The sequence below is a fragment of the Exiguobacterium sp. s138 genome (assembly GCF_018618775.1).
GTDB classification, from domain to species: domain Bacteria; phylum Bacillota; class Bacilli; order Exiguobacteriales; family Exiguobacteriaceae; genus Exiguobacterium_A; species Exiguobacterium_A artemiae.
On sequence record NZ_JACSMW010000001.1, the window covers coordinates 229,725 to 252,255 of the forward strand.

A 22,531-nucleotide genomic window follows, 5' to 3' on the forward strand; every position below is an offset into this window, starting at 1 on the left:
TCAGGCTACAAAAAAGGTCAGCACTCCGATTTGGAATGCTGACCTTTTTTGTGTAAACCATGATTATGACGGAATTCCGCCGAAAATCAATGTCGCAATACCAAACCAACCGAATAAGATAACAGTCAGTCCAGCAAATACGAGTGGAAACATTTGACGTTTCTTAAGTGAACGCAAGACGGCCCACACGCCGACGAGTGCAACGATAAAGAAAAGCCAACCGATTGGTTGATCCAAATGCATGACGTATTCCCCCTTAAAAATCACGTTATGAAGTTCACGAAGATTTCACTTAAATCTCACTTTTTAGTTTAGCCGACTGAGCGAATAAAGTCGAGAGGGGGGACGACGAACTTTCGACAATTTCGTGTATAGTAGAGAAGAATATCAACAAAGGAGTTTGATGAGATGGAAATCGTAAGTATTACTTCAGGTATGGCTTCGGAAAACGGCTATCTTCTTTTTAAAGAAGGAAAATGTTTAGTGATTGATCCCGGAACGGAAGATATGCGTTTTTTTGATGAAATTGAAAAACGCGATGCTAAGGTCGAAGCCATTCTTTTAACACATGCCCACTTCGATCATATTGGCGGTGTCGATATGTTACGGCGTTTTACGTCGGCTCCGGCATACATTCATCCAAATGAAACGAAATGGTTGTCGAATCCGAATCTGAATGGATCGATTAAGTTCAACATGCCGCCATTAAAGGTGAAGCCGGCAGAACAATTGTTGGCAAGCGGTTCTTTGGAAATTGGTCCGTTTCAGTTTCATGTTTTGGAAACACCGGGACACTCACCGGGCAGTGTGACGTTTTATTTTAAAAAAGAGCAGGTTGCATTTGCAGGGGATCTGATTTTTAAACGAAGTGTCGGTCGAACGGACCTGGAAGGCGGCGATCAAGACGTACTGATGCGGTCCATCGATCGTGTCATTGCAGAAATACCGCACGATACAACATTTTATCCGGGACATGGACCGGAAACGACGTTACGTCAGGAAATCAAGCACAATCCTTTTTTCTGAAGAAATGAAAAAATCCCTCGTCTTCATTCGAAGGCGAGGGATTTTTGTTCACATTTGGAAGTTGGACCAATACGTGAAGACGATAAAGAATACTGTTAAGTACGCTGCAAAAATGTAGACATACGTTTTTTCAGTTAGGCGAAGATAGCCTAATGCTGCAAAAAATACTGTTTGTGCCAAGAAGACGAAGCCCATAACTAAAAATGAATCCGTATGTTCACTTGAGCTGGCATCTCCACCTAGAGCGCCGATAAATGCCATGACTGCAATGATGCCAGTCCAAAATCCGAGTACGCGGTACATTCTCCCCATTCATATAACCCCCTAAATCCGACAGATAGTCAATATACGTACTTATTTTACCAAGCAAACAATCATCCGTCCATCATGTTCTAGTGTTTGTTAAGGAATAACTGTGAACAAAAGATGAAGTTTGAAAAAAACTTGTACAATAGTTGTACAAAAGGTGTACAAAAGGAAGAATGCGTGGTATAGTTTCTGTAATGAGAAGCGTAGATTTTGAGAGGAGGAGCAATAATGGCGAATGAGTTGATATTTTTCACGTATCCAAGCTGTACATCTTGTCGTAAAACGAAATCATGGTTAAAAGAGGAACATGTTGATGTAGAGGAACGTCATCTGTTCAGAAATGCTCCAACAGTAGATGAGTTGATGGAATTGCTTAAACTTTCAACAGATGGAATCGAAAGTTTACTGGCGACACGCAGCCAAGCATTTAAAGATTTGGGAATTGATGTCGATGACATGAAATTAAGCGAACTACTTCGTTTGATGAGTGACAATCCAAAATTGTTACGCCGTCCAATCATTACTGACGGTAAACAACTTGTAATCGGATACGATAAACCAGGACTCGAGACACTTGCGAAACGTAAAAACCGAATTATTGCCCAAGTATCTTAAAGAAGCCGATTTGTTTCGGCTTCTTTTTTTTTGTATTTTTTGATTAAGGAGGTGTTGGGTTGAGAGAACAGATCAGTCAATTGATTCACCAATTTGAAACGGTTGGAGCGACCGATGTGCATTTTATTCCAGGTGACCAAACGGCACAAGTCATCTGTCGGGCGAATGGCGGGTTAAACGAACAATCCTCGATACCGATTGACGAGTACCGGTCGATCGTCAGTCACGTTCGCTATGAAGCCAACCTAAAGGAACAGAATGAACGAATTCCTCAAAGTGGTCTTTATCCTCTGGAAGAGAACGGGATGCGTGTTTCCCTCTTACCGAGCCGATATGGTGATGCCATGTCCTGGCGATTTTACCGGGCGGTCGTGTCTGACAAAGTTGCGGCCGGTTTGCTTGATCCTGAAGACGATTTAATCTGGATGAAACAACAAACACATGGATGCATTATCATTTCGGGCACGACAGGAGCGGGGAAAACGACGATGCTTTACTCGTTGATGGCCTCGATGGAAGGGAAACGGATTATTTCGGTCGAAGATCCGATCGAATGCAGCGTACCGGGAATTTTACAGCTGGAGTTAAATGCGAAGGCTGGTTTTGATGCGACCCGGTGCTTTGAAGAAATTCTCCGGGCTGATCCGGACTGGATTGCTTTTGGTGAGGTGAGAACGGCGGAAGCGGCACGATTGACCATCAATGCGGCACTGAGCGGTCATGTCGTGTTGTTTACGCTACATGCAGGATCGATTGCTGAGGCGATGCTGCGATTAAGGACATTAGGTATAACGAAAGAAGAATTATCAGTATGCAAAAAAATCATTCATCTATATCGGGAGGAGGGGAACGTGCGCTGTACCGTCGAAAACTTACAAGCGCTAGCAAAGGTCGGTTCTTAAATCGATTCCATCGCCTCTTGTCAAAAGGAATCTCAACAAAAGAGGCATTGGATATACTGATTCGTTTTGAAGACCCTTTGCTTATTCCGGTCATTCGTGAGATTCAAGAACGATTACAACAGGGCAACCGGCTTTCGTTTGCCCTCGAACCGTTAAACCTGCCGACCGCGTTACAACAATTACTTAGAGTAGGAGATCAAACGGAACGTCCGCTGATGATTTTACGACAAGTCATCCGATTACTTGAGCTTGAAAGTCAGATGAAAAAGAAGTTTTGGAAGATGGCCCGTTATCCAATTGTCTTGGCTGTCAGTCTGCTGTTGCTATTCATGTTTTATGCCCTCTACGTATTTCCTTCCCTGCTCGAGATGTCGAATCCGGCTACCTTACCTCCGTTCGTCCGTCCCCTCATTCATCCTTCCGCCAAATACGTCATGGCATTTGCTCCGCTGACAACGATGGTCGGACTGATTCTTCTGATCCGCCGTATACCGATAAAACGACTGTTGCGGATGAAGATGATTCAAAAAATGCTTCGTTTGTATTACAGCTATCTGTTTACAATCGAGGTCGGCTCCTTCATCGATGCCGGATTTTCATTGGAAGAAGCTTTTCATGCCTTGGAACAAGGGCAAACCGGTAAAAAGAAACAGATGTACCAGATGTTGCATCACCGTCAAAAAAGCGGTCAACCATTATCGGAAGCGATGCAGGATGAAAACATCATTGATGTTGAAACTGTCGGATTGGTTCATATTGCACGGGAAAGTGGTGATTTAGGCCCTTTATTACTGGAACAGGCAGCATTGTTACATGAATCGATTGAGGAAGAAGTCGAAAAGAAACTGTTGCTGATTGAACCGGCATTGTACGGAGGATTAACCGTGATGACAGGCACACTATTCTTGATTCTGTATTATCCGATCCAACTCGCGATTCAGCAACTTCCATTTTAAAGAGACGAGGAGTCGATTAAATGAAACGGTTTATTCAAAATCAACGAGGGTTTACATTGCTCGAAATGGCAGCTGTCCTGCTGATCATTTCTTTGCTTTTACTCGTATTGATTCCGACGATGACGAGCGGGAAAGATCAGGCGAAAGGAGTCAGTTGCGAAGCAAACATCCGTGTCATCCGTTCCGAAGTAAATCTTTACTATGCCAAGGAGAAAAAATATCCGGAATCACTGCAAACCATCAATCGAGGAACGGCGGAAAAACCGAACGAGCTTGCTTGCGATCAGGAGACCTATACGTATGATGCGAAGACTGGGGAACTTACGAAAGTCAAATGACGGATTTACATTAATTGAGATGACGGTTGTCCTAGTAATGATCGGATGCCTGTTAGTGTTACTGTTGCCGACCGTCATTGAGCGGCGGCCGGCCTTGTATACGTTGGAACAGGACATTGGAATACTCGAGCAGGATATCCAAACACTTCGACTGATTCAGTATTCTAAAACGAGTGACCAGAATCAGATGCAGCTTCGTTGGAAAAATGACGGGAAAGGTTATTTGGTCATGGCGAATGACCGGCTGTTATGGCAACGGACGTTTCAACCGGGGCATTCCTGTGTCGTACCTTCAAACGGACGGATCATTTATTTTAAAAGTTATCATTCGACGTATGCCTCGACCTGGGTCTGTCAATCGACGACACAAGCATTTGAAATCAAATTTTTACTCGGCAACTATCAGATGCTGATTCAAAAATTGAGGTGAAAACCGTGAAAAATATAAGTGTTCAGCAACAGGGATTCACACTCCTTGAAGTCGTCTTGTCAATGGTTGCCATCGCGTTTTTCCTGATACTCGCAATCGATCCTGTGTTGTCTGTTCAAAAGCAGAAAAATCAATTGCTGGTCGAAACGCGGCGGCTCGATCAAATGGCATCCGATCAAATCGCAGAAAAAAGAACGGGATACGATATCCGGGAAGGGATGTGGTGTAGTGAGGGGCTCTGTTTGGCGAGCTCAATCCGGAACGACACTCCTCGAAATTTCGTTGGTCCTTTGGCTGAGCCCACTCTTATTGATTAGTCTGATTGCTATGACACAAATCGTCAGTACCGCACATCAGGAACAACGGATGGATGAAGAGTTATTTTTTCATACGATTGAACGGCTGATGTGGCGAAGTACTTCTTGTGAGAAGCAGGGGGATGAGGTTCACGGCGTGGACGTCGATCCGGAAGAGGAGCCGATCAAGTGGCGGCTCGTCCGTGTCCAAAATCAAATCCGATTAAAAAAAGAATTTGGAGGCGAACTGACTTATGCCCACGATGTAACGCATTATCAGGTCCGGCAGGAAGGACGGACGCTGATTTTCGAGCTCAATCAGCGTCAACGAACCGTTCAGTGCAAGAACACGGGTTCATCCTGATTCAAACCTTGTTACTCCTGCTCGGGATAGGTGTGGCCATCTTGTTAGGCTGTCATCAGATGGATGAAGCGGTCAAGCAGATTCAACTGGAGAAAGAGGCGTTACAACTCGAGTCGCTGGTACGAGCCGCGACGGACGACTGCCGTCAAGATGAAACCGTTCGGTATCCGATTGGCCGGGTTATCTGTACACGGACAGATAAAGGCTTTAAAATGGAAGCGATACTAGATAACGGACAGAGAATCGAGGCGGTCGTTTCGAATGGATAAGGTTTATTTGATTGGTTTTATGGGAACTGGTAAAACAGCGATTGGACGTCACCTTCAGACACGTTACGATGTCGAGGAACTGGATGAACGCTTCGTCCAGGAATACGGTTCGATTACGGATTTCTTCGCAAAATACGGCGAAACAGGATTTCGGGATCGGGAAGTCGAATTGTTACGGAACAGCGAAGCAGAGATTGTCATCACGGGAGGCGGAATTATCGAGCGTTTGGAAAATCGGACGCTCATGCAAGAATCGGGACTCATCATCTGGATTGATACGCCGTTCCATCTGGTCTGGAATCGGATCAGGACAGATCCATCCCGTCCACTTGTCAAATCACGGATGACAGTCGAAAAGTTATTTCGGAGACGGCGTCCCGTTTACGCACGGTTGGCCAATATCCGCTTGGACGGAACAAAAACCGTCCGCGAACTGGCAAAAGAAATTGAATCGATACTGGAGGAGAACGTATGATTTGGATCAATCTTGGAATTATCGTCTTAGCCATCATCGGTCTGGTGATTTTCGGGTTAAGCTTATACAAGAAGAAAATTTCAAAAGATGTGGCAGTGCTCAAACAACTGCTGGAACGTTTTTCAATTCGTCAACAAACGTTGCAGACGGGCATTGATCATACGACAAGCCGGATCGATCAAATTAAAGGAAACATTGATCATTTGGTCGCGGAAGGGAAGCGTGTCGAGCAAGGAGGACGTCAACTCATTGCTGAAGGGCAACGTCTTAAAACAGAAGTTGAACATACTGCCGGACTCAAACCATTTTGAAATGGCTTTCATCGGCTGAATATGAAACAATAGGAGAGAAGGGACTTTGTCCTTTCTCTCTTTCCTTTTGTTCAATTTCCGAATAAACCTAGAATAAAAGATTCGAAATTGGTAGAATGTAATTGAAAGTTGAACAATAAAGAGAAAAGGAATTGAAAATGTTCGTAATTAGGGGGAAAAGTATGAGTCAGACGACATTGAAGAGAACGCCATTGTTCGACATCATTGCACCAAAGGGGAAAATGGTCGATTTTGCAGGGTTTGAAATGCCAGTTCTGTTTTCATCCATCAAGGAAGAGCATACAGCGGTGCGGGAACGTGTCGGGATGTTTGATGTATCCCATATGGGCGAGTTATTTGTTTCCGGATCAGATGCGTTAGCGTTTTTGCAACAGACGCTGTCGAATGATATCTCGAAGATTGCGAGCGGACAGGCTCAATACAACGTCTTATGTCAAGAAGACGGCGGGACAGTAGACGATTTGTTGGTATATCGTTTGGACGAACAGGATTACCTGCTCGTCGTCAATGCATCCAACATCGAGAAAGATGAAGCACACTTACGTCAGTATCTGACGGGGGACGTGTTGCTTGAAAATCAATCGGATGCCTACGGTCAAATTGCCGTTCAAGGTCCAAAAGCTGTTGAAGTGTTGCAGAAACTCACGGCACTCAAGCTGGAAGACATCAAATTTTTCCGCTTTGCGCAAGGAGAATTGGCTGGAGTCGAGATGCTTGTATCACGCAGCGGTTATACAGGGGAAGACGGCTTCGAATTGTATATGCCGTCATCAGACGCATCAGCGGTCTGGAATGCGTTATTGGAAGCGGATGTCGTACCGTGCGGGCTGGGTGCCCGGGATACGTTACGATTTGAAGCCTGCCTGCCGTTATACGGACACGAGTTATCAGCGACGATTTCACCGATTGAAGCAGGGATGGGATTTGCCGTTAAACCGCAAGTGAAGTCGTTTGTCGGATCGGAAGTCTTGGTGAAACAGAAAGAAGACGGACCGCGTCGTCAATTGATTGGTCTTGAACTGACGGATAAAGGGATCGCTCGTCAAGATGCTCCTGTTTTGGTAAATGGGGAAACTATCGGATTCGTTACGACGGGTACATTACCACCGACAATTGGTAAAGCCATTGCGTTAGCACTTGTGCCGACGGAATATGCGACCGAGGAAACATTTGAAATCGAAGTACGCGGAAAAAAACTGGCAGCAAAACGAATTGATACGCCATTCTATCGCCGGAGCAAATAAGGGGGACATAAAAGATGGATTTTCGTTATTTACCGATGACGCAAGAAGATGAAAAAGAAATGTTACAGACGATTGGTGCAGACTCGATAGAAGACCTGCTTGCCGATATTCCGGCAAGTGTACGCGACCAAGGGACGTTGGAAGAAGTGGGCATTCCGTTACCGGAAACTGACTTGATTCGAACGCTCTCGAAACTTGCCGATCAAAACATGAATACGAAACAGTACCCGTCGTTCCTCGGTGCCGGCATTTATGACCACTATGCACCGGCTGTCGTCAACCATATGTTACTCCGGTCTGAGTTCTACACGGCGTACACGCCGTATCAGCCTGAAATTTCGCAAGGGGAGCTGCAGGCAATCTTCGAGTACCAAACGATGATCTGTGAACTGACAGGAATGGATGTCGCGAACTCTTCCATGTACGACGGGATCACCGCACTGGCTGAAGCGGCGATGCTTGCCTGTGCCCACAAGAAGAAAAAAACAATCGTTCTCTCGGATGGTGTCCATCCGGAAGCACACGATGTCGTACGGACATATGCAAACGGTCCCGGGCTTGAAGTGGAGACGCTGCCGCTCGTGAATGGGGAAACGGCGATTGCGAACCTGGATGCACTGGAGGATGTCGCCTGCGTCATCGTACAGTATCCGAACTTCTATGGACGTGTCGAAGACTTACAGGCACTGGCGGACGCGACACATGCGAAAGGCGGTCTATTCATTGTCTCGGCCAATCCGCTTGCGCTCGGTTTGTTAGAGGCGCCTGGTAAGCTCGGCGCCGACATTACGATCGGGGACTGCCAACCATTCGGTATTCCGCAGAGCTTCGGTGGACCGACGTGTGGATACTTCACGACGACAAAAGCCTTGATGCGAAAAATTCCGGGACGTCTTGTCGGTCAGACAGTCGATGAGGACGGAAAACGCGGGTTCGTCCTGACGTTACAAGCACGTGAGCAACACATACGTCGTGATAAAGCGACTTCGAATATCTGTTCGAACCAGGCCTTAAACGCTTTGGCTGCATCAATTGCAATGAGTGCACTGGGAAAACGCGGAATCCGTGAACTGGCAACCCGCAACCTCCAGACGGCCTACGCCTTGAAAAAATCATTGATTCAAGCAGGCTTCCACATCGTGGACGACGGTCCGAGCTTCAATGAATTTTTGGTGGAATTGCCCATTGATGCGACAGAAGCCGGCAAACAGTTGTTGCAAGCCGGGATCATCGGTGGACTGCCGCTTGGTACGTTCGACGAAAGCCGGAGCAACCAAATGCTCGTTTGTGCGACTGAACTACGGACAAAAGAAGAATTGGATCAATTCGTGACTGCGTTAGGAGGACTGACTCATGCATAAAACTAGTGAACAGACATTGATTTTTGAAATCTCAAAAGCCGGTCGTGTCGCCTACAGTTTACCGCTTCCGACGGTTGATGAAGTAGCGGCGGAAGAATTACTGCCTGCCCATTTGCTGCGCCAGGAAGACGTCGAGTTGCCGGAAGTGTCCGAACTCGATCTTGTCCGTCACTATACAGCGCTTTCGAACCGAAATCACGGGGTCGATTCCGGTTTCTATCCGCTTGGTTCATGTACGATGAAATACAATCCGAAAATCAATGAAGATATGGCACGTCTCCCTGGATTCGCCCATATCCACCCGTTGCAACCGGTTGAGAGCGTTCAAGGGGCTCTCGGACTGATGTACGATTTACAAGAAAAACTTGCGGTCATTACCGGTATGGACGAAGTGACGTTGCAACCGGCAGCGGGAGCGCATGGTGAGTGGACGGGATTAATGTTGATCAAAGCTTATCACCGTGCCCGGGGTGACTTTAAACGGACGAAAGTTCTCGTCCCGGACTCCGCCCACGGAACAAATCCGGCATCGGCTTCTGTCGCTGGTTTTGATACGGTGACCGTCTTATCTGACGAGCGCGGATTAGTTGACCTAGCTGACCTAAAGAGTAAAGTCGGGGAAGATACGGCCGCATTGATGCTGACGAACCCGAATACGCTCGGTCTGTTTGAGTCGGATATCGTTGAGATTGCGAAAGCGGTCCATGAAGCCGGAGGAAAACTGTATTATGACGGCGCGAATTCAAATGCAATCATGGGAATTGCACGTCCGGGAGACATGGGCTTTGATGTCGTCCACTTGAATCTCCATAAGACGTTTACGGGTCCTCACGGCGGCGGCGGTCCGGGTTCAGGTCCGGTCGGTGTCAAAAAAGATTTGATTCCGTATCTGCCAAAACCGATTGTTGCCAAGACAGCAGAAGGTTTTGTACTCGATTACGACCGTCCGGAATCAATCGGACGTGTCAAACCGTTCTACGGAAACTTCGGTATCAACGTTCGGGCCTACAGTTATATCCGGACAATGGGAGGCGCAGGACTTGCCCGCGTTTCAAAAGAAGCCGTCTTGAATGCCAATTATATGTTGGCACGTCTGAAAGGCGCATATGATGCCCCTTATGACGTCTATTGCAAACACGAATTTGTCCTGTCGGGCCGTCGTCAAAAAGCACTTGGGGTACGGACACTCGATATCGCAAAACGTCTGCTTGACTTCGGATATCATCCACCGACGATTTACTTCCCGTTGAATGTCGAAGAGTGTATCATGATCGAACCGACGGAAACCGAATCGAAAGAGACGCTTGATGCCTTCTGTGATGCGATGCTCCAGATCGCAAAAGAAGTGGAAGAAACACCGGACGTCGTCTTGAACGCACCGCATACGACGGTCGTTAAACGAATGGATGAGACATTAGCGGCCCGCAAGCCGATTTTACGTTATCAGCCGAAACAAGAAGTACACGTTTAAACCAAAAAACCATCCCGCGTCTCAGTTGACGGGGATGGTTTTTGTTATGAAATAAGAGGAATCAGCTGCGTTTAACTTTTCCAGTCCACTGCTTGAAGCCGCCTTTAAGTTGATACAGATTTGTATAACCTGCTTTTTTCAGGACTTTGGCCGCTTGCGACGAACGCATGTTGCCTTGGCAGTACAAATAGATCGGCATGTCCTTGCGTAATTCTTTAGCGCGCATTTTCATCTGGCTGACCGGTATGTTACGGGCTCCGATGATATGTCCGCCTTTGAATTCCTGTGTCTCGCGGACATCCACAATTTGTGCTTTCCGGTAATTTGCCCGGAATTCTTCTTGTGAAAGTTTTGTAATTCCTTTGACCGGCATGAAGCGCCATACGATATAAGCGATCAAAGCCACCCATAATACGATCGTGATGATTGTACTGATTTCCATATCTAAGTTCCAACCCCTTCGTTCATATAACATCTTTACCATTATAGTAAACGAAATCGATTTCGGCAATCGACTCGTCGTTGCGCAGGATAGAAAGGGTCTGATACACTAATACGGAAACGTTTCTGGGGGTGTTCACTTGATCAGAGAGTGGCAAGTATTGACGACTGAAAGAATGGAACCGGCATTAAACATGGCGATTGATGAAGCTTTAATCGGTTTTGTCGGTCGCGGCGAGGTGGCACCGACACTTCGTTTTTATTCATGGGAACCAAGAGGGTTAAGTGTCGGTCATTTCCAACGGGCGACCAAAGATATTGACCGAAACCGGATTGAGGCGCTGGGGATTCCAATCGTTCGCCGGATGACCGGCGGCCGGGCCGTCCTGCATGCGGATGAATTGACGTACAGTGTGATTCTTCCCGAACAGATGGAAGGGGTCCCGAAAACCGTCATTGAAAGTTACCGGATGCTGACAGAAGGAATCCGTAAAGGGTACCATCATTTAGGCATTCCCGTTGAATTTTCGGTTCCGATGACAGAAGAAGAAAAAGAAGAATTACGAAAACCGAAGTCTGCCGTCTGTTTTGATGCGGCATCGTATTACGAACTTGCGGTCGGGAAACGAAAAGTGGCCGGAAGTGCACAAGTCCGGCATCAAGGGGTCGTGTTGCAACATGGTTCCGTTCCGCTGTCAGTGGATGAAGGGGAATTGTTTGATTGCTTTCTTTACGAAGATGAGACGATGCGTGAACGAATGAAAGCGCGATTTGCCGGAAAAGCGGTTGCCTTAAATGAGTTGGCGGGACGCTCCGTTTCATTCGAAGAAGTCCGTTTTGCCTTTGTAAAAGGATTTGAAGACGCACTTCAACTGACCTTCAGACCGCTGGAGTTCAACAGCACCCAATGGCAGGAAATTGAACGGTTAGCAGAGAAGTATCGTAGTGAAGAATGGAACTGGAAGCGCTAAAGAGATGGATTGGAAGGTGATGTCGTGCCGACTCCGAGTATGGAAGATTATTTAGAACAGATTTATATGTTGATTGAAGAAAAAGGATATGCCCGTGTGTCCGATATTGCAGAGCTGTTAGGCGTTCATCCGTCGTCTGTCACGAAGATGGTCCAGAAGTTAGACCGGGAAGAGTATCTGGTCTACGAAAAGTACCGCGGATTGATGCTGACGGCAAAAGGACGGAAAATCGGAAAACGTCTTGTCGAACGGCATGCGTTGTTGGAAGATTTTCTGCGCCTGGTCGGAGTAGATGAATCATTGATCTACAAAGACGTGGAAGGGATCGAACATCACATCAGTATTGAAGCGCTCGATAAGATCAACGGGATGATTCAATTTTTTGCCGAACGTCCTGAATTACAAGAAGAATTTCAAAAACACCAGCAAGTACACCCGGAAGAATAAGTGTACTTGTTTTTTTGTATGGAAATTCTTAAAAGACGAACGATATATAATAAAAAATCGTTATAGTACGGTTAATCGGCATCGAATATGCTATACTGACCGTGAAATCATCGAAGGGGGTGACGGATGGGGATCCATCCGGTTATGGAAATCGTGATTAAGGAAAAGTTGGTATCAGAGTCAGAACTTGCCGCCAAAGTAAAAGAACTTGCCGTTGCAATTGAACGTGATGCGGCAGGACGGCAAATTGTTTTAGTCGTCGTGTTAAAAGGATCTATGGTATTTGCTGCTGATTTAATGCGTGAAATCAAAGGTAGTGTCCAAATCGATACGGTTGCCTGTTCATCGTACGGGGCCAAAACCGTCTCGTCAGGACGCGTCCAGTTGAAAAAGGACTTGGATCTTGATGTCGAAGGGAAATACGTCGTCGTCATCGAGGATATCATCGATACCGGGCATACCTTAAGTTTCTTGTGTGAACACATGAAGCTGCATAAACCAGGTGTCTTGAAAATTTGTACGTTACTCGACAAGCCGGCACGACGGGAAGTACCGCTCGATGCCGATTATGTCGGATTTGAGATTCCCGATTATTTTGTGGTTGGTTATGGTATTGATTGTGCCGAGGAGTATCGGAATCTGCCATATGTGGGTTGGGTTGAAACGGATTAAAAAAACAGTAGCTGTGTGCCTCGAAGGCGCACAGCTACTGTTGATTTGTTTAAAAAGCACGTTTTTTCTTTTTGCCTTTTTTTCCTTCGATGACAGTCAAATGTGGTGCTTTTGATCGGTCGCGAAGGGGGCGGACTTTACTAGAAGCAGCCGTTTTCGTTGTTTTAACCGGCTTCTTCTTAAAATCGGTCCGGCGGGGTGAAGGATTGTTTTTAGCGTACATTTTTTTAGACTGCGCAACAGATTTTCGATATTGAGAATTTGTGCTGCTGTTGACGCTGTTGCGTGTTAAAAATTTAAACAGCAGGAAGATGATTCCAGCTGTAATCGCAAAAAACAGTAATTGTGAAAACAGACTACCGGGATCATTGGCGAGCTTATATCCAAAGCCGACGAACGCAAACAGTAACACGACAAGTGCGAATGTAGAACCAATCCGTTGTCTAATCATATTATCACCCCTGTTATCAATTAACCAAGTGCATTCTCATGTAGGTTATGTTCCTGTTTTTCGAGTGCTTCAAACGCGTAAATCGCAACCTCGATCTGAGAATCATCCGGTTCTTTTGTCGTCAAGTACTGTAACCACAGGCCGGGCAAGGCGATGACGCGTAAACCTTTAATATTTTGGGCTTTATTTGTTAATTGTAAAACCTCGAAAGATAAACCGATGACGACAGGAAGTAACGCAATCCGGCAAACGAGACGTAACCATAACGGGTCGGTCGGGACGATTAAATAAACGAAAAAGCCGACGATGACGGTGAAAATCAAGAAACTTGAACCGCAACGGTAATGCAGGCGACTGCTGGTCCGGACGTTTTCGACCGTCAATGGCCTTCCGCTTTCGACACAGTTGATGACTTTATGTTCGGCACCGTGATATTGAAACAGCCGTTTGACGAGCGGAGTCAAGGAAATCAGATAAAGATAACTGAAAAGTAACGTCAACTTGATTACAGCTTCCAGTACATTTTGAATCACATGACCGGACAGCGCCGGGAAGTAACTGAACAGAGAAGCTAGAAAAGCCGGAAGCAGTGTAAACATCAGCTTTCCGAAAAAGAACGACAGTACACCGAGGACAGCGACACCAAGCCATTTCGTCAGTTGACCTTGGGAAGCCTCTTCCGGCTCTTCTTCCCCCGGATTGACCCCGTACCGGTCACTGGCAAAGTTCATATGACTTGCCCCGTTCGCGGACGATTCGACTAAGGCAAACAATCCGCGGATCAACGGGATTTTTTTACCGACGGCGATTCGTGGCCGGATCGGTTTTTTTTGTTCGAACGTTTCAATCGTATCGTCATTTCGACGAATGGCTGAGACGGCATGTGTGGCATTTTGGAACATGACCCCTTCGACGATGGCTTGTCCACCGACGGGCGCTTGAGCAGTTTTCATAGAGCAACGCATCCCATCTTCAAATAAAATATCGTGTACCGTCATTTTACTCGATTTAGTAGAAAAACACTATGCTCAGCTGTTAATAGCAGTCGAAAATTTAGGAGGCGGAAAACGACTTATGATACAATAATAGAGACAATCTGGAGGTGATGAAATGCAGATTTTAGTCTTGAATGGACCGAACTTGAATTTGCTCGGGACACGGGAACCGGATACATATGGGACGCAAACATTATCGGATTTGGAAAGTCTGGTCAGGACTCGTTTTAAAGATGTTGATTTTCAGTTCGCCCAGTCAAATCATGAAGGCGAACTGATCGACTATTTACACGGAGCGCGCGGATATGACGGAATCGTCTTCAATGCGGCGGCTTACACGCATACGAGTGTTGCGTTGCGTGATGCGATCGCGGCAATCGATGTACCGACGATTGAAGTTCATTTATCAAACGTTCATGCACGCGAAGCATTTCGGCATCATTCGATGCTTGCACCGGTTTGCCGAGGAGTCATCAGCGGATTAGGGATGACAGGTTACTTGCTCGCAATCGAAGCATTGATTCAACCGTCTACATAATCAAAGGGGGAAACAGACATGAAACATCGTATTGAAGCACTTCAAACAGCTCTTAAAGAACGTGATTTACCAGGTCTTCTTGTGACGAAGGCAGAAAATATCCGATATATTTCTGGATTCACCGGTTCGAGCGGTGCATGTCTCGTGACGGCTGAACAAGCTTATTTTGTGACGGATTTCCGTTACACGGAACAAGCGGCGGATCAAGTGAAGGGAATGGAAATCGTCCAAATTGAACGGTCGATCCCTGAAACGATGGGCGAATTGATGGCTGGAGCCCGTGTGCGTGCAGTTGGCGTTGAAAAAGATGCAATGACACTCGGCGCATTCGAAGCGTTCGATCAAGCATCTTCCGTGGAATTGGTTCCGACGACTGGAATCGTTGAAAACCTACGCTTGATTAAGGATTCGTCAGAGATTAAGATGATTAAGGAAGCGGTGGATTTAGCAGATGCGACGTTCCACCACATCTTGACGTATATTCAAGCTGGCCGGACAGAGCTTGAAGTCTCGAACGAACTCGAGTTCTTCATGCGTAAACACGGTGCGACGTCGTCGTCATTCGATACGATTGTTGCGTCTGGATATCGTTCAGCGTTGCCACACGGTGTCGCCAGTTCGAAAGTAATCCAGTCAGGTGAACTTGTGACGCTTGATTTCGGTGCATTGTTGAACGGATATGTTTCGGATATCACGCGTACTGTGGCCGTCGGACCGATCAGTCCGGAGTTACAAACGATTTACGATACGGTTCTCAAAGCGCAGCTCGCAGGCGTTGACGGGTTACGTCCGGGAATCACTGGAATTGAAGCAGACGCTTTGACGCGTGACATCATCAAGGATGCAGGATATGGGGAATATTTCGGTCATTCGACGGGGCATGGAATCGGGTTGGAAGTACATGAAGGACCAGGATTGTCATTCCGTTCTGAAACGAAACTGCAACCTGGGATGATCGTGACGGTTGAACCGGGCATTTACGTACCGCAAGTCGGAGGATGTCGGATTGAAGATGACGTCTTGATCACCGAGTCAGGGCGTGAAATTCTTTCGTCTTCACCAAAAGAACTCATCACACTGTAAAACGGCAAGATCAACATTTAGGAGGAACTTTTCATGGTATCAGTAAACGATTTAAAAACAGGACTTACAATTAAAACATCAGACGGAATGATTTGGCAGGTTCTTGAATTCCAACACGTTAAACCGGGTAAAGGGGCAGCATTCGTCCGGACGAAAATGCGTAACATCCGTAACGGAAACATTCAAGAGATGACATTCCGTGGTGGTGAACGTGTCGAGCGTGCCCACATCGAACGCAACAAAATGCAATATCTCTATCCGATGGGGGAAACATATGTCTTCATGGATACAGAATCATACGAACAACTTGAATTGACAACGGCTCAAGTTGAAGCGGCACTCCCGTTCCTTCTAGAAAACATGGAAGTTCAAATCGCGATCTACAACGGTGAAGTTCTCGGAATCGAATTGCCGAACACGATCGTTATGACGATTGTTGAAGCAGAGCCGGGCGTCAAAGGCGATACAGCTTCAAACGTTAAGAAAAATGCAACGGTTGAAACGGGACATATTATCCATGTACCACTCTTCATCGAAGCAGGAGAAAAAGTAACAGTTGATACACGTACTGGTGATTTCACAGGGCGTTACAACGGATAATCAAGTTTTCGAAACGCCTATTCCTCCTCGACTTGGACGGATGGGCGTTTTTTCCTTTTGTCTTAACTTGCGTCCTTTGGTATGACCAGTTAATATTAGTATTTGAGTAGGCATTAGCACCTGGTATAATATTAAAGTATAATAATAAAGGTGAATGTTGAGATAGGGGATGAAGAAAAATGAAAATCGATCAGTTGAAGCAAGTACTCGAAATGTTGGACCAATCGAGTGTCAATGAACTTTCTCTTGAAACCGATACGTATAAGTTAAAATTAAAAAAACAAAATGATAATATCGTGGTCTCACACGAAGCACCGGCCCGCGTGGCAACGCCGGCGCCGCAAGCTGCGACAGTCACAGCAGAACCAGCTCCGGAAGAACAGAGCGTTGAAGCCGACACGGTAACGATCAATGCATTGATGGTCGGGACGTTTTATTCGCGTCCGAATCCGGACAAACCTTCGTTCGTCAAAGTCGGCGACAAGATCGAAGTCGGTCAAGTCGTCTGTGTCTTAGAAGCAATGAAACTATTTAATAATCTGAACTCGGAAGTAGCCGGAACAGTCGTCGAGATTCTCGTCGCAGATGGAGACCTTGTTGAATTCGGACAACCTCTCTTCCGGATTCGTCCTTGAGCGGGGTGATGGCAATGGAAAAACTTTTAATCGCGAACCGGGGCGAGATTGCAGTCCGGATCATTCGAGCTGCAAAAGAACTTGGCATTCAGACGGTCGCCGTTTATTCGACAGCGGACCGGGATGCCTTGCACGTCCGTTTAGCAGATGAAGCATATTGTATCGGAGATGTCAGTTCGACTGCTTCTTACTTGAATGTCACGAATATCCTGGCGGTCGCGACTAATCGGAACGTCACGATGATTCACCCGGGATACGGTTTCCTGGCTGAGAATGTTGATTTTGCCGAGATGTGTGAAGCATGTGGCATCAAATTCGTCGGACCGACATCGGCTGCTATCCGTCAGATGGGAATCAAGGATGTCGCAAAACAAACGATGATTGCCTGCGGCGTACCTGTCGTACCCGGTTCTGCCGGTACGGTCACGGACGAGGAAGCCTTACAATTGGCGGATGAGATCGGCTATCCGGTCATCATCAAAGCGACTGCCGGTGGAGGCGGACGAGGCATCCGTGTCGCCCGTTCACAAGAAGAACTTGTAACCGGCCTGGATGAAACACGCCGTGAGGCAAAGCAGGCGTTTGGAAACAGTGAAGTGTATCTCGAGCGTTTCATCGAAGAATTTCGTCATGTCGAAGTTCAAGTACTCGCCGATCGTCACGGAAATGTGATCCATCTCGGGGAGCGGGATTGTACCGTCCAACGCCGGATGCAAAAGCTAATTGAGGAAGCACCGTCACCTGCTGTCAGCCCTGCAACCCGTCTGAAGATGGGCGAAGCGGCAGTCAAAGCGGCGAAGGCGATTGACTACACCGGTGCCGGGACGATCGAATTCATCTTTGTGGAAGAAACGGAAGAATTTTTCTTCATGGAAATGAATACGCGAATCCAGGTTGAACATCCGGTGACGGAAATGATTACAGGATTTGATCTTGTTCAGGCACAGCTCCAGGTGGCACTCGATCACCCGTTAGCTGTTCAACAGCAGGATATTGAATTCCGTGGTCATTCGATTGAATGCCGGATCAATGCCGAAGATCCTGATCATGACTTCCGTCCGCATGCCGGACGCGTCACACAATATGTCGCACCGGGTGGAATGGGCGTCCGGATTGATAGTGCCGTATATCCGGGGTATATGATTCCTCCGTACTATGACTCGATGGTCGCTAAGCTGATCGTTCATGCCGAAACGCGTGAAGAAGCCTGTGCGAAGATGGAACGGGCATTGTCCGAGTTTTGGATTGAAGGTGTCAAAACAACGATACCTTTCCATCAACAAGTGTTGGCACATCCCGTATTCCGTCGTGGAACGTTTACGACGAAATTTACAGAACGTGAACTAAAAGCAGAAATCGTGAAGTAATCGTGGACGGGAGTCGATTGTATTTAACTCCCGTCTTTTTGCCGTTCTCTATGTTTTTTGAAAAAAGAATGTGCTAAACTAATTGATTGAGAACGATAAAAAAAGGAGCACGTAAAATCATGATGAAAAGACATATGGCACGCGAACTGGCAGTACAGTCTTTGTTCCAAATGGAACTCTCGGATCTGTCTGCACAAGAAGCCATTGAATTCGCAGTAGAAGGTAAAGAATATGATACGTTTGTGACACGATTGGTTGAAGGAGTCGAAGCAAACAAACCGGAAATTGATCAAAAGCTGCGTGCTGCGCTCGTGAACTGGTCATTTGAGCGTCTCGGAAACATCGAACGGACGATTCTTCGTCTTGCGGTGTATGAACTGTTGTTTGAAGCGAAGATTCCAGTCCGGGTAACCATCAATGAAGCAATCGAATTAACGAAAGCTTTTGCCGATGAAGAAGCAACAAAAATCGTCAACGGTGTGCTCGGAAAAGTAGCGCAAGAAGTGGAACAAAACGGTTTGAAAGAAAACCCGCAAAGCAACTAACTTAAAAACAGAGAAGTTTGATCAGGCAAAGAGTGAAGCGAATATTTTTGGGGGAGTGGACAAAATCATGGCAGTCGTAATCGATGGGAAACAAGTCGCACAATCGTATCGTTTGAAACTGAAAGAAGAAGTCGCACGTCTGAAAGAAGAACGTATTCAACCGAAACTGACCGTCATCTTAATCGGAGAAGATCCAGCCAGTCAATCGTATGTCCGTGGTAAAGAAAAAGCGGCGCAGGAGATTGGGATGGATTCCGATTTGATCCGATTACCGGAAGAGACAAAAGAATCGGAATTGCTTCACTTGATTGAACGGCTGAATGCCGATGCCAGCGTACACGGTATTCTCGTTCAATTACCTTTGCCAAAACATATTGATGAGAGTAAGGTCATCTTCGCCATCGCTCCAGAAAAAGATGTCGATGGTTTCCATCCGGTCTCGGTCGGGAAAATGATGATCGGTGAACCTACTTTCTTGCCATGTACACCAAATGGTATTTTGCATCTCGTCAAGGAAATGAATGTTCCGATTGCCGGTCGTCATGTCGTTGTCGTCGGTCGAAGCCAAATCGTCGGTAAGCCGGTCGGAATGCTGTTTTTAAATGAATCAGCGACCGTGACGTATTGTCACTCGAAGACGGCAGATCTCGGTGCGATGACCCGTCAGGCGGACATTCTGATTGTCGCTGTCGGTGTGCCGAAATTGATTACTGCCGATATGGTCAAGCCGGAAGCCGTCGTCATCGACGTCGGTGTCAACCGGGTCGACGGAAAATTAGTCGGAGATGTCGAATTTGAAGCAGTGAAAGAAGTCGCCTCGATGATTACACCAGTTCCTGGTGGGGTCGGGCCGATGACGATCACGATGTTGCTTCACAATACGATCGAGGCAGCGAAATGACGAATCCTCTCCAGGTTTCCGAACTCGTCCAATATGTGAAACGGGAACTCGAGAACGACTCGTTGCTCCAACAAGTCCAGGTGGTGGGAGAAGTGTCGAACTTTAAACGACACTCTTCCGGTCACCTTTATTTTACGTTGAAAGATGAACAGTCACGGATGAAAGCGGTCATGTTCGCCCGGGATGCCAGTCGTGTCAAGACGGACATCCGGGACGGAGCCCGTGTCATCATTACGGCTCGGATTTCGGTTTATGTCGCATCGGGTGAGATGCAGCTTTACGTCGAACGGATGATGGAAGACGGTGTAGGAGCCCTTTACGAAGCCTATGTCCAGCTAAAAGAGGATGTCGAGGCCCGCGGATGGTTTGAAGCGGAACAGAAACTGCCGTTACCGGCTTTCCCGCAAAAAATCGGCATCGTAACCTCGCCGAAGGGAGCCGCCCTTCATGATATCGCGACGACGTTACGTCGCCGTTATCCGCAAGCCGCTATTGTTTTTGCGCCGGTTCTCGTTCAAGGGAAAGAGGCCGCACCCCAAATCGTCCGTGCCATTGAATGGATGAACGAACATCAGGCATGTGACGTGATGATCATCGGTCGCGGTGGCGGATCGATTGAGGAATTGTGGGCGTTTAACGAAATGCCGGTCGTAACAGCGATTCATCAGTCGCGGATTCCGATCGTGTCAGCAGTCGGTCACGAAACAGACTTTACGATTGCGGATTTTGTTGCAGATGTCCGGGCGGCGACGCCGACTGCCGCAGCAGAACTCGTGACGCCGGAAGCAGCGGAACTTGCGAAGCGTCTCAATGAACTGAATCGGAGATTGACGCGCCATTACGCCCAGTACATCACCGAACGTAAGGATCAAGTCCAGCGGCTGGCAACGAGTTACGGCTTGAAGTCTCCTCGTGTCTTGTTAGGTTTGAAACAGGAACGGTTGGACCGGGCAGAGATGGGACTGAACCGGATCGGAAAACAGGTGTTGCAGTCGAAGCAACAAGCCTTGACGGATCAGGTGAACCGGTTTGCCCGAATCGCGATGCAGGAACGTTTGGCGGAACAAGGACGCCAGTTGGTCCGGACACGGAAACAGCTGGAACGGATCCATACCGTCCTCCGCACGAAGCAGGACCGGTTGCATCAAATGATTGCCCGCCTTGACTCGGTCAGCCCGACGCAAGTCATGTTGCGTGGGTATACTTACGTCGAGCAGGACGGCCGACTCGTCCGTTCCGTAACAGAATTGTCAGATCAGACCTTCCGGGTTCAGTTTCATGACGGGAGTATCCTAGCGAAACGAGAGGATGAAGAAGATGGAAACAGAACAATCCTTTGAAGCCGCTTTAGAGCGGTTGGAAGAAATCGTCGAACTACTGGAGGCAGGTGAAGCACCGCTTGAGCAAGCGATGAATTTGTACGAGGAAGGCGTGAAATTGACGGCACTCTGTCAAGGAAAGCTGTCGACGGCAGAAAAACGGCTCGATCAAATCTTGGAACAAGATGGCACGTTACGTGAAAAAGGAGGATCACAATGATTGTCTTAACAGAGTGGAAAACGCAGGTGGAGCAAGCACTGGAAACTTTCATGAACCGTCTCGAAGCACCGGATCGTCTGCGGGAAGCGATGCTGTATTCCCTTGATGCAGGGGGGAAACGTGTCCGGCCGGCATTGATTTATGCTGTCCTCGATGCTTACGGCGTCGATCGTAAGACGGGTGACGCAACAGCGGCGGCGATTGAGATGATTCATACATATTCCTTGATTCATGATGATCTACCGGCGATGGACGATGATGATATGCGACGCGGACGTCCGACCAATCATATTGAATTCGATGAGGCGACCGCCATTCTCGCAGGGGATGCGTTACTGACGAATGCCTTTACGTGTCTACTCGAAACGATGGCCGCAGCGGAAGTTAAAGTGAAATTACTCGAGCGACTCGCAGCAGCAGCGGGTGCAGCCGGGATGGTCGGCGGTCAACTGGATGACATGCTTGGAGAGCGCGGAGGAATCAGTGATGCGGAAGAACTGGAATCGATTCACCGCCGGAAAACAGGAGCCTTGTTGATTTTTGCAGTCGAAGCAGGCGGCATTTTAGCCGGAGTCGCAGATGAGGATCTCGAACAGTTGAAACGGTACGGCCGTCATCTCGGAATTGCTTTCCAAATTCAAGACGACATCCTGGATGTGACCGGAGATGCTGACAAAATCGGGAAACCGGTTGGCAGTGATGAAGGAAATGACAAAGCAACTTATCCGAAACTGTTGGGTCTTGACGGGGCGAAAAGGGCACTTGCAGCCCAAGTGACGGCAGCGAATGAAGCAATCGAGGCTCTTTCCGTCGAAGCGACACCGCTTAAGGATTTGCTCGACTTCGTCGTCAAGCGTGACCATTAAGAGAGGCGGCGTAGTAAGCCGTCTTTTTTTATGCGCCGGGAATGTGGCGTTCGCAAGATTGTTCTAGTACAATGTAGGGTACAAACCATATA

32 protein-coding genes are annotated in these 22,531 nt (G+C 47.3%); 27 read left to right on the forward strand and 5 right to left on the reverse strand.

The features are described 5' to 3' along the window. Positions 1-63: 63 nt before the first annotated feature. On the reverse strand, positions 64-243 hold the full coding sequence (locus KNP91_RS01165; protein ID WP_012369780.1) for a DUF2759 domain-containing protein: 180 nt from the start codon (positions 241-243) through the stop codon (positions 64-66). Positions 244-408: 165 nt separating this feature from the next. Here KNP91_RS01165 and KNP91_RS01170 point away from each other — a divergent pair, with 165 nt between their 5' ends. Then, complete coding sequence (locus KNP91_RS01170) at positions 409-1,026, forward strand: MBL fold metallo-hydrolase (protein WP_214848221.1); 618 nt, start codon at positions 409-411, stop codon at positions 1,024-1,026. A 48-nt stretch (positions 1,027-1,074) separates the two neighbouring features. Here the strand turns inward: KNP91_RS01170 and KNP91_RS01175 are convergent, their stop codons facing one another. Further along, a complete protein-coding gene (locus KNP91_RS01175; protein ID WP_012369782.1) occupies positions 1,075-1,338 on the reverse strand; it encodes a DUF2626 family protein in 264 nt (87 codons plus the stop codon). Between the two features lie 225 nt (positions 1,339-1,563). Here KNP91_RS01175 and KNP91_RS01180 point away from each other — a divergent pair, with 225 nt between their 5' ends. The 13 genes from KNP91_RS01180 (at position 1,564) to gcvPB (ending at position 10,388) form a co-directional block, all read left to right on the forward strand. Beyond that, positions 1,564-1,950: a Spx/MgsR family RNA polymerase-binding regulatory protein gene (locus KNP91_RS01180; RefSeq protein WP_012369783.1), complete on the forward strand. Its 387-nt coding sequence runs from the start codon at positions 1,564-1,566 to the stop codon at positions 1,948-1,950. Between the two features lie 59 nt (positions 1,951-2,009). After that, the gene (locus KNP91_RS01185; protein ID WP_214848225.1) at positions 2,010-2,852 is read left to right on the forward strand and encodes an ATPase, T2SS/T4P/T4SS family; all 843 of its coding nucleotides are present in this window, start codon (positions 2,010-2,012) and stop codon (positions 2,850-2,852) included. A gap of 47 nt (positions 2,853-2,899) precedes the next feature. Further along, positions 2,900-3,808: a type II secretion system F family protein gene (locus tag KNP91_RS01190; RefSeq protein WP_251135832.1), complete on the forward strand. Its 909-nt coding sequence runs from the start codon at positions 2,900-2,902 to the stop codon at positions 3,806-3,808. Between the two features lie 20 nt (positions 3,809-3,828). Then, on the forward strand, positions 3,829-4,146 hold the full coding sequence (locus KNP91_RS01195) for a competence type IV pilus major pilin ComGC (protein WP_012369786.1): 318 nt from the start codon (positions 3,829-3,831) through the stop codon (positions 4,144-4,146). Continuing rightward, positions 4,109-4,576: a prepilin-type N-terminal cleavage/methylation domain-containing protein gene (locus tag KNP91_RS01200; protein ID WP_012369787.1), complete on the forward strand. Its 468-nt coding sequence runs from the start codon at positions 4,109-4,111 to the stop codon at positions 4,574-4,576. The genes KNP91_RS01195 and KNP91_RS01200 overlap by 38 nt, the downstream gene beginning before the upstream one ends. A 5-nt stretch (positions 4,577-4,581) precedes the next feature. Next, positions 4,582-4,893 carry a PulJ/GspJ family protein gene (locus KNP91_RS01205; RefSeq protein WP_214766106.1) on the forward strand — a complete coding sequence of 104 codons (312 nt, stop codon included), beginning with the start codon at positions 4,582-4,584 and terminating at the stop codon, positions 4,891-4,893. 10 nt (positions 4,894-4,903) lie between these two features. Continuing rightward, on the forward strand, positions 4,904-5,236 hold the full coding sequence (locus KNP91_RS01210) for a hypothetical protein (protein ID WP_234944577.1): 333 nt from the start codon (positions 4,904-4,906) through the stop codon (positions 5,234-5,236). After that, positions 5,212-5,505: a hypothetical protein gene (locus tag KNP91_RS01215; protein WP_012369790.1), complete on the forward strand. Its 294-nt coding sequence runs from the start codon at positions 5,212-5,214 to the stop codon at positions 5,503-5,505. The genes KNP91_RS01210 and KNP91_RS01215 overlap by 25 nt, the downstream gene beginning before the upstream one ends. Next, positions 5,498-5,980: a shikimate kinase gene (locus KNP91_RS01220; protein ID WP_012369791.1), complete on the forward strand. Its 483-nt coding sequence runs from the start codon at positions 5,498-5,500 to the stop codon at positions 5,978-5,980. Before KNP91_RS01215 ends, KNP91_RS01220 begins: the two co-directional genes overlap by 8 nt. Continuing rightward, positions 5,977-6,291 (forward strand): hypothetical protein, encoded by a 315-nt coding sequence (locus KNP91_RS01225; RefSeq protein ID WP_012369792.1) that lies wholly within the window; start codon positions 5,977-5,979, stop codon positions 6,289-6,291. Before KNP91_RS01220 ends, KNP91_RS01225 begins: the two co-directional genes overlap by 4 nt. A gap of 182 nt (positions 6,292-6,473) precedes the next feature. Beyond that, positions 6,474-7,556 carry a glycine cleavage system aminomethyltransferase GcvT gene (gene gcvT, locus KNP91_RS01230; RefSeq protein ID WP_214848228.1) on the forward strand — a complete coding sequence of 361 codons (1,083 nt, stop codon included), beginning with the start codon at positions 6,474-6,476 and terminating at the stop codon, positions 7,554-7,556. Positions 7,557-7,570: 14 nt separating this feature from the next. Further along, a complete protein-coding gene (gcvPA, locus tag KNP91_RS01235) occupies positions 7,571-8,917 on the forward strand; it encodes an aminomethyl-transferring glycine dehydrogenase subunit GcvPA (RefSeq protein WP_214848231.1) in 1,347 nt (448 codons plus the stop codon). Continuing rightward, entirely contained in the window at positions 8,910-10,388 is a 1,479-nt protein-coding gene (gene gcvPB / locus KNP91_RS01240; protein ID WP_214766102.1) for an aminomethyl-transferring glycine dehydrogenase subunit GcvPB, read from the forward strand. The genes gcvPA and gcvPB overlap by 8 nt, the downstream gene beginning before the upstream one ends. 61 nt (positions 10,389-10,449) lie before the next feature. Here gcvPB and KNP91_RS01245 read toward each other — a convergent pair whose 3' ends face one another. Beyond that, positions 10,450-10,830 (reverse strand): rhodanese-like domain-containing protein, encoded by a 381-nt coding sequence (locus KNP91_RS01245; protein ID WP_214766100.1) that lies wholly within the window; start codon positions 10,828-10,830, stop codon positions 10,450-10,452. Between the two features lie 139 nt (positions 10,831-10,969). Between KNP91_RS01245 and KNP91_RS01250 the strand changes: the two genes are divergently transcribed. From KNP91_RS01250 to hpt, 3 genes are all read left to right on the forward strand, one after another. Next, positions 10,970-11,800 (forward strand): lipoate--protein ligase family protein, encoded by an 831-nt coding sequence (locus tag KNP91_RS01250; RefSeq protein WP_214848234.1) that lies wholly within the window; start codon positions 10,970-10,972, stop codon positions 11,798-11,800. Positions 11,801-11,824: 24 nt separating this feature from the next. Further along, on the forward strand, positions 11,825-12,247 hold the full coding sequence (gene mntR, locus KNP91_RS01255; RefSeq protein WP_012369798.1) for a transcriptional regulator MntR: 423 nt from the start codon (positions 11,825-11,827) through the stop codon (positions 12,245-12,247). Between the two features lie 144 nt (positions 12,248-12,391). Then, the gene (gene hpt / locus KNP91_RS01260) at positions 12,392-12,919 is read left to right on the forward strand and encodes a hypoxanthine phosphoribosyltransferase (RefSeq protein ID WP_041261847.1); all 528 of its coding nucleotides are present in this window, start codon (positions 12,392-12,394) and stop codon (positions 12,917-12,919) included. Positions 12,920-12,968: 49 nt separating this feature from the next. Here hpt and KNP91_RS01265 read toward each other — a convergent pair whose 3' ends face one another. Continuing rightward, positions 12,969-13,370 carry an SA1362 family protein gene (locus KNP91_RS01265; protein WP_012369800.1) on the reverse strand — a complete coding sequence of 134 codons (402 nt, stop codon included), beginning with the start codon at positions 13,368-13,370 and terminating at the stop codon, positions 12,969-12,971. Positions 13,371-13,390: 20 nt separating this feature from the next. Beyond that, positions 13,391-14,323: a DUF1385 domain-containing protein gene (locus KNP91_RS01270; protein WP_012369801.1), complete on the reverse strand. Its 933-nt coding sequence runs from the start codon at positions 14,321-14,323 to the stop codon at positions 13,391-13,393. Between the two features lie 157 nt (positions 14,324-14,480). On the opposite strand from KNP91_RS01270, the gene aroQ reads away from it, so the two are divergent. The 10 genes from aroQ (at position 14,481) to KNP91_RS01320 (ending at position 22,439) form a co-directional block, all read left to right on the forward strand. After that, entirely contained in the window at positions 14,481-14,903 is a 423-nt protein-coding gene (gene aroQ, locus KNP91_RS01275) for a type II 3-dehydroquinate dehydratase (protein ID WP_012369802.1), read from the forward strand. An 18-nt stretch (positions 14,904-14,921) separates the two neighbouring features. Beyond that, the gene (locus KNP91_RS01280; RefSeq protein WP_012369803.1) at positions 14,922-15,986 is read left to right on the forward strand and encodes a M24 family metallopeptidase; all 1,065 of its coding nucleotides are present in this window, start codon (positions 14,922-14,924) and stop codon (positions 15,984-15,986) included. Between the two features lie 33 nt (positions 15,987-16,019). Further along, positions 16,020-16,586 (forward strand): elongation factor P, encoded by a 567-nt coding sequence (gene efp, locus KNP91_RS01285; protein ID WP_012369804.1) that lies wholly within the window; start codon positions 16,020-16,022, stop codon positions 16,584-16,586. A gap of 179 nt (positions 16,587-16,765) precedes the next feature. Continuing rightward, a complete protein-coding gene (gene accB, locus KNP91_RS01290; RefSeq protein ID WP_012369805.1) occupies positions 16,766-17,221 on the forward strand; it encodes an acetyl-CoA carboxylase biotin carboxyl carrier protein in 456 nt (151 codons plus the stop codon). Positions 17,222-17,235: 14 nt separating this feature from the next. Next, on the forward strand, positions 17,236-18,588 hold the full coding sequence (gene accC, locus KNP91_RS01295) for an acetyl-CoA carboxylase biotin carboxylase subunit (RefSeq protein ID WP_214766098.1): 1,353 nt from the start codon (positions 17,236-17,238) through the stop codon (positions 18,586-18,588). A gap of 119 nt (positions 18,589-18,707) precedes the next feature. Next, the gene (gene nusB / locus KNP91_RS01300) at positions 18,708-19,133 is read left to right on the forward strand and encodes a transcription antitermination factor NusB (RefSeq protein WP_114596348.1); all 426 of its coding nucleotides are present in this window, start codon (positions 18,708-18,710) and stop codon (positions 19,131-19,133) included. Between the two features lie 67 nt (positions 19,134-19,200). Beyond that, complete coding sequence (folD, locus tag KNP91_RS01305; protein WP_012369808.1) at positions 19,201-20,034, forward strand: bifunctional methylenetetrahydrofolate dehydrogenase/methenyltetrahydrofolate cyclohydrolase FolD; 834 nt, start codon at positions 19,201-19,203, stop codon at positions 20,032-20,034. Continuing rightward, positions 20,031-21,374, forward strand: coding sequence for an exodeoxyribonuclease VII large subunit (gene xseA, locus KNP91_RS01310; protein ID WP_012369809.1), 1,344 nt, complete (start codon positions 20,031-20,033; stop codon positions 21,372-21,374). Before folD ends, xseA begins: the two co-directional genes overlap by 4 nt. Then, a complete protein-coding gene (gene xseB / locus KNP91_RS01315) occupies positions 21,352-21,573 on the forward strand; it encodes an exodeoxyribonuclease VII small subunit (protein WP_012369810.1) in 222 nt (73 codons plus the stop codon). The genes xseA and xseB overlap by 23 nt, the downstream gene beginning before the upstream one ends. Further along, the gene (locus KNP91_RS01320; RefSeq protein ID WP_214848236.1) at positions 21,570-22,439 is read left to right on the forward strand and encodes a polyprenyl synthetase family protein; all 870 of its coding nucleotides are present in this window, start codon (positions 21,570-21,572) and stop codon (positions 22,437-22,439) included. Before xseB ends, KNP91_RS01320 begins: the two co-directional genes overlap by 4 nt. The last annotated feature ends 92 nt before the right edge of the window (positions 22,440-22,531 follow it).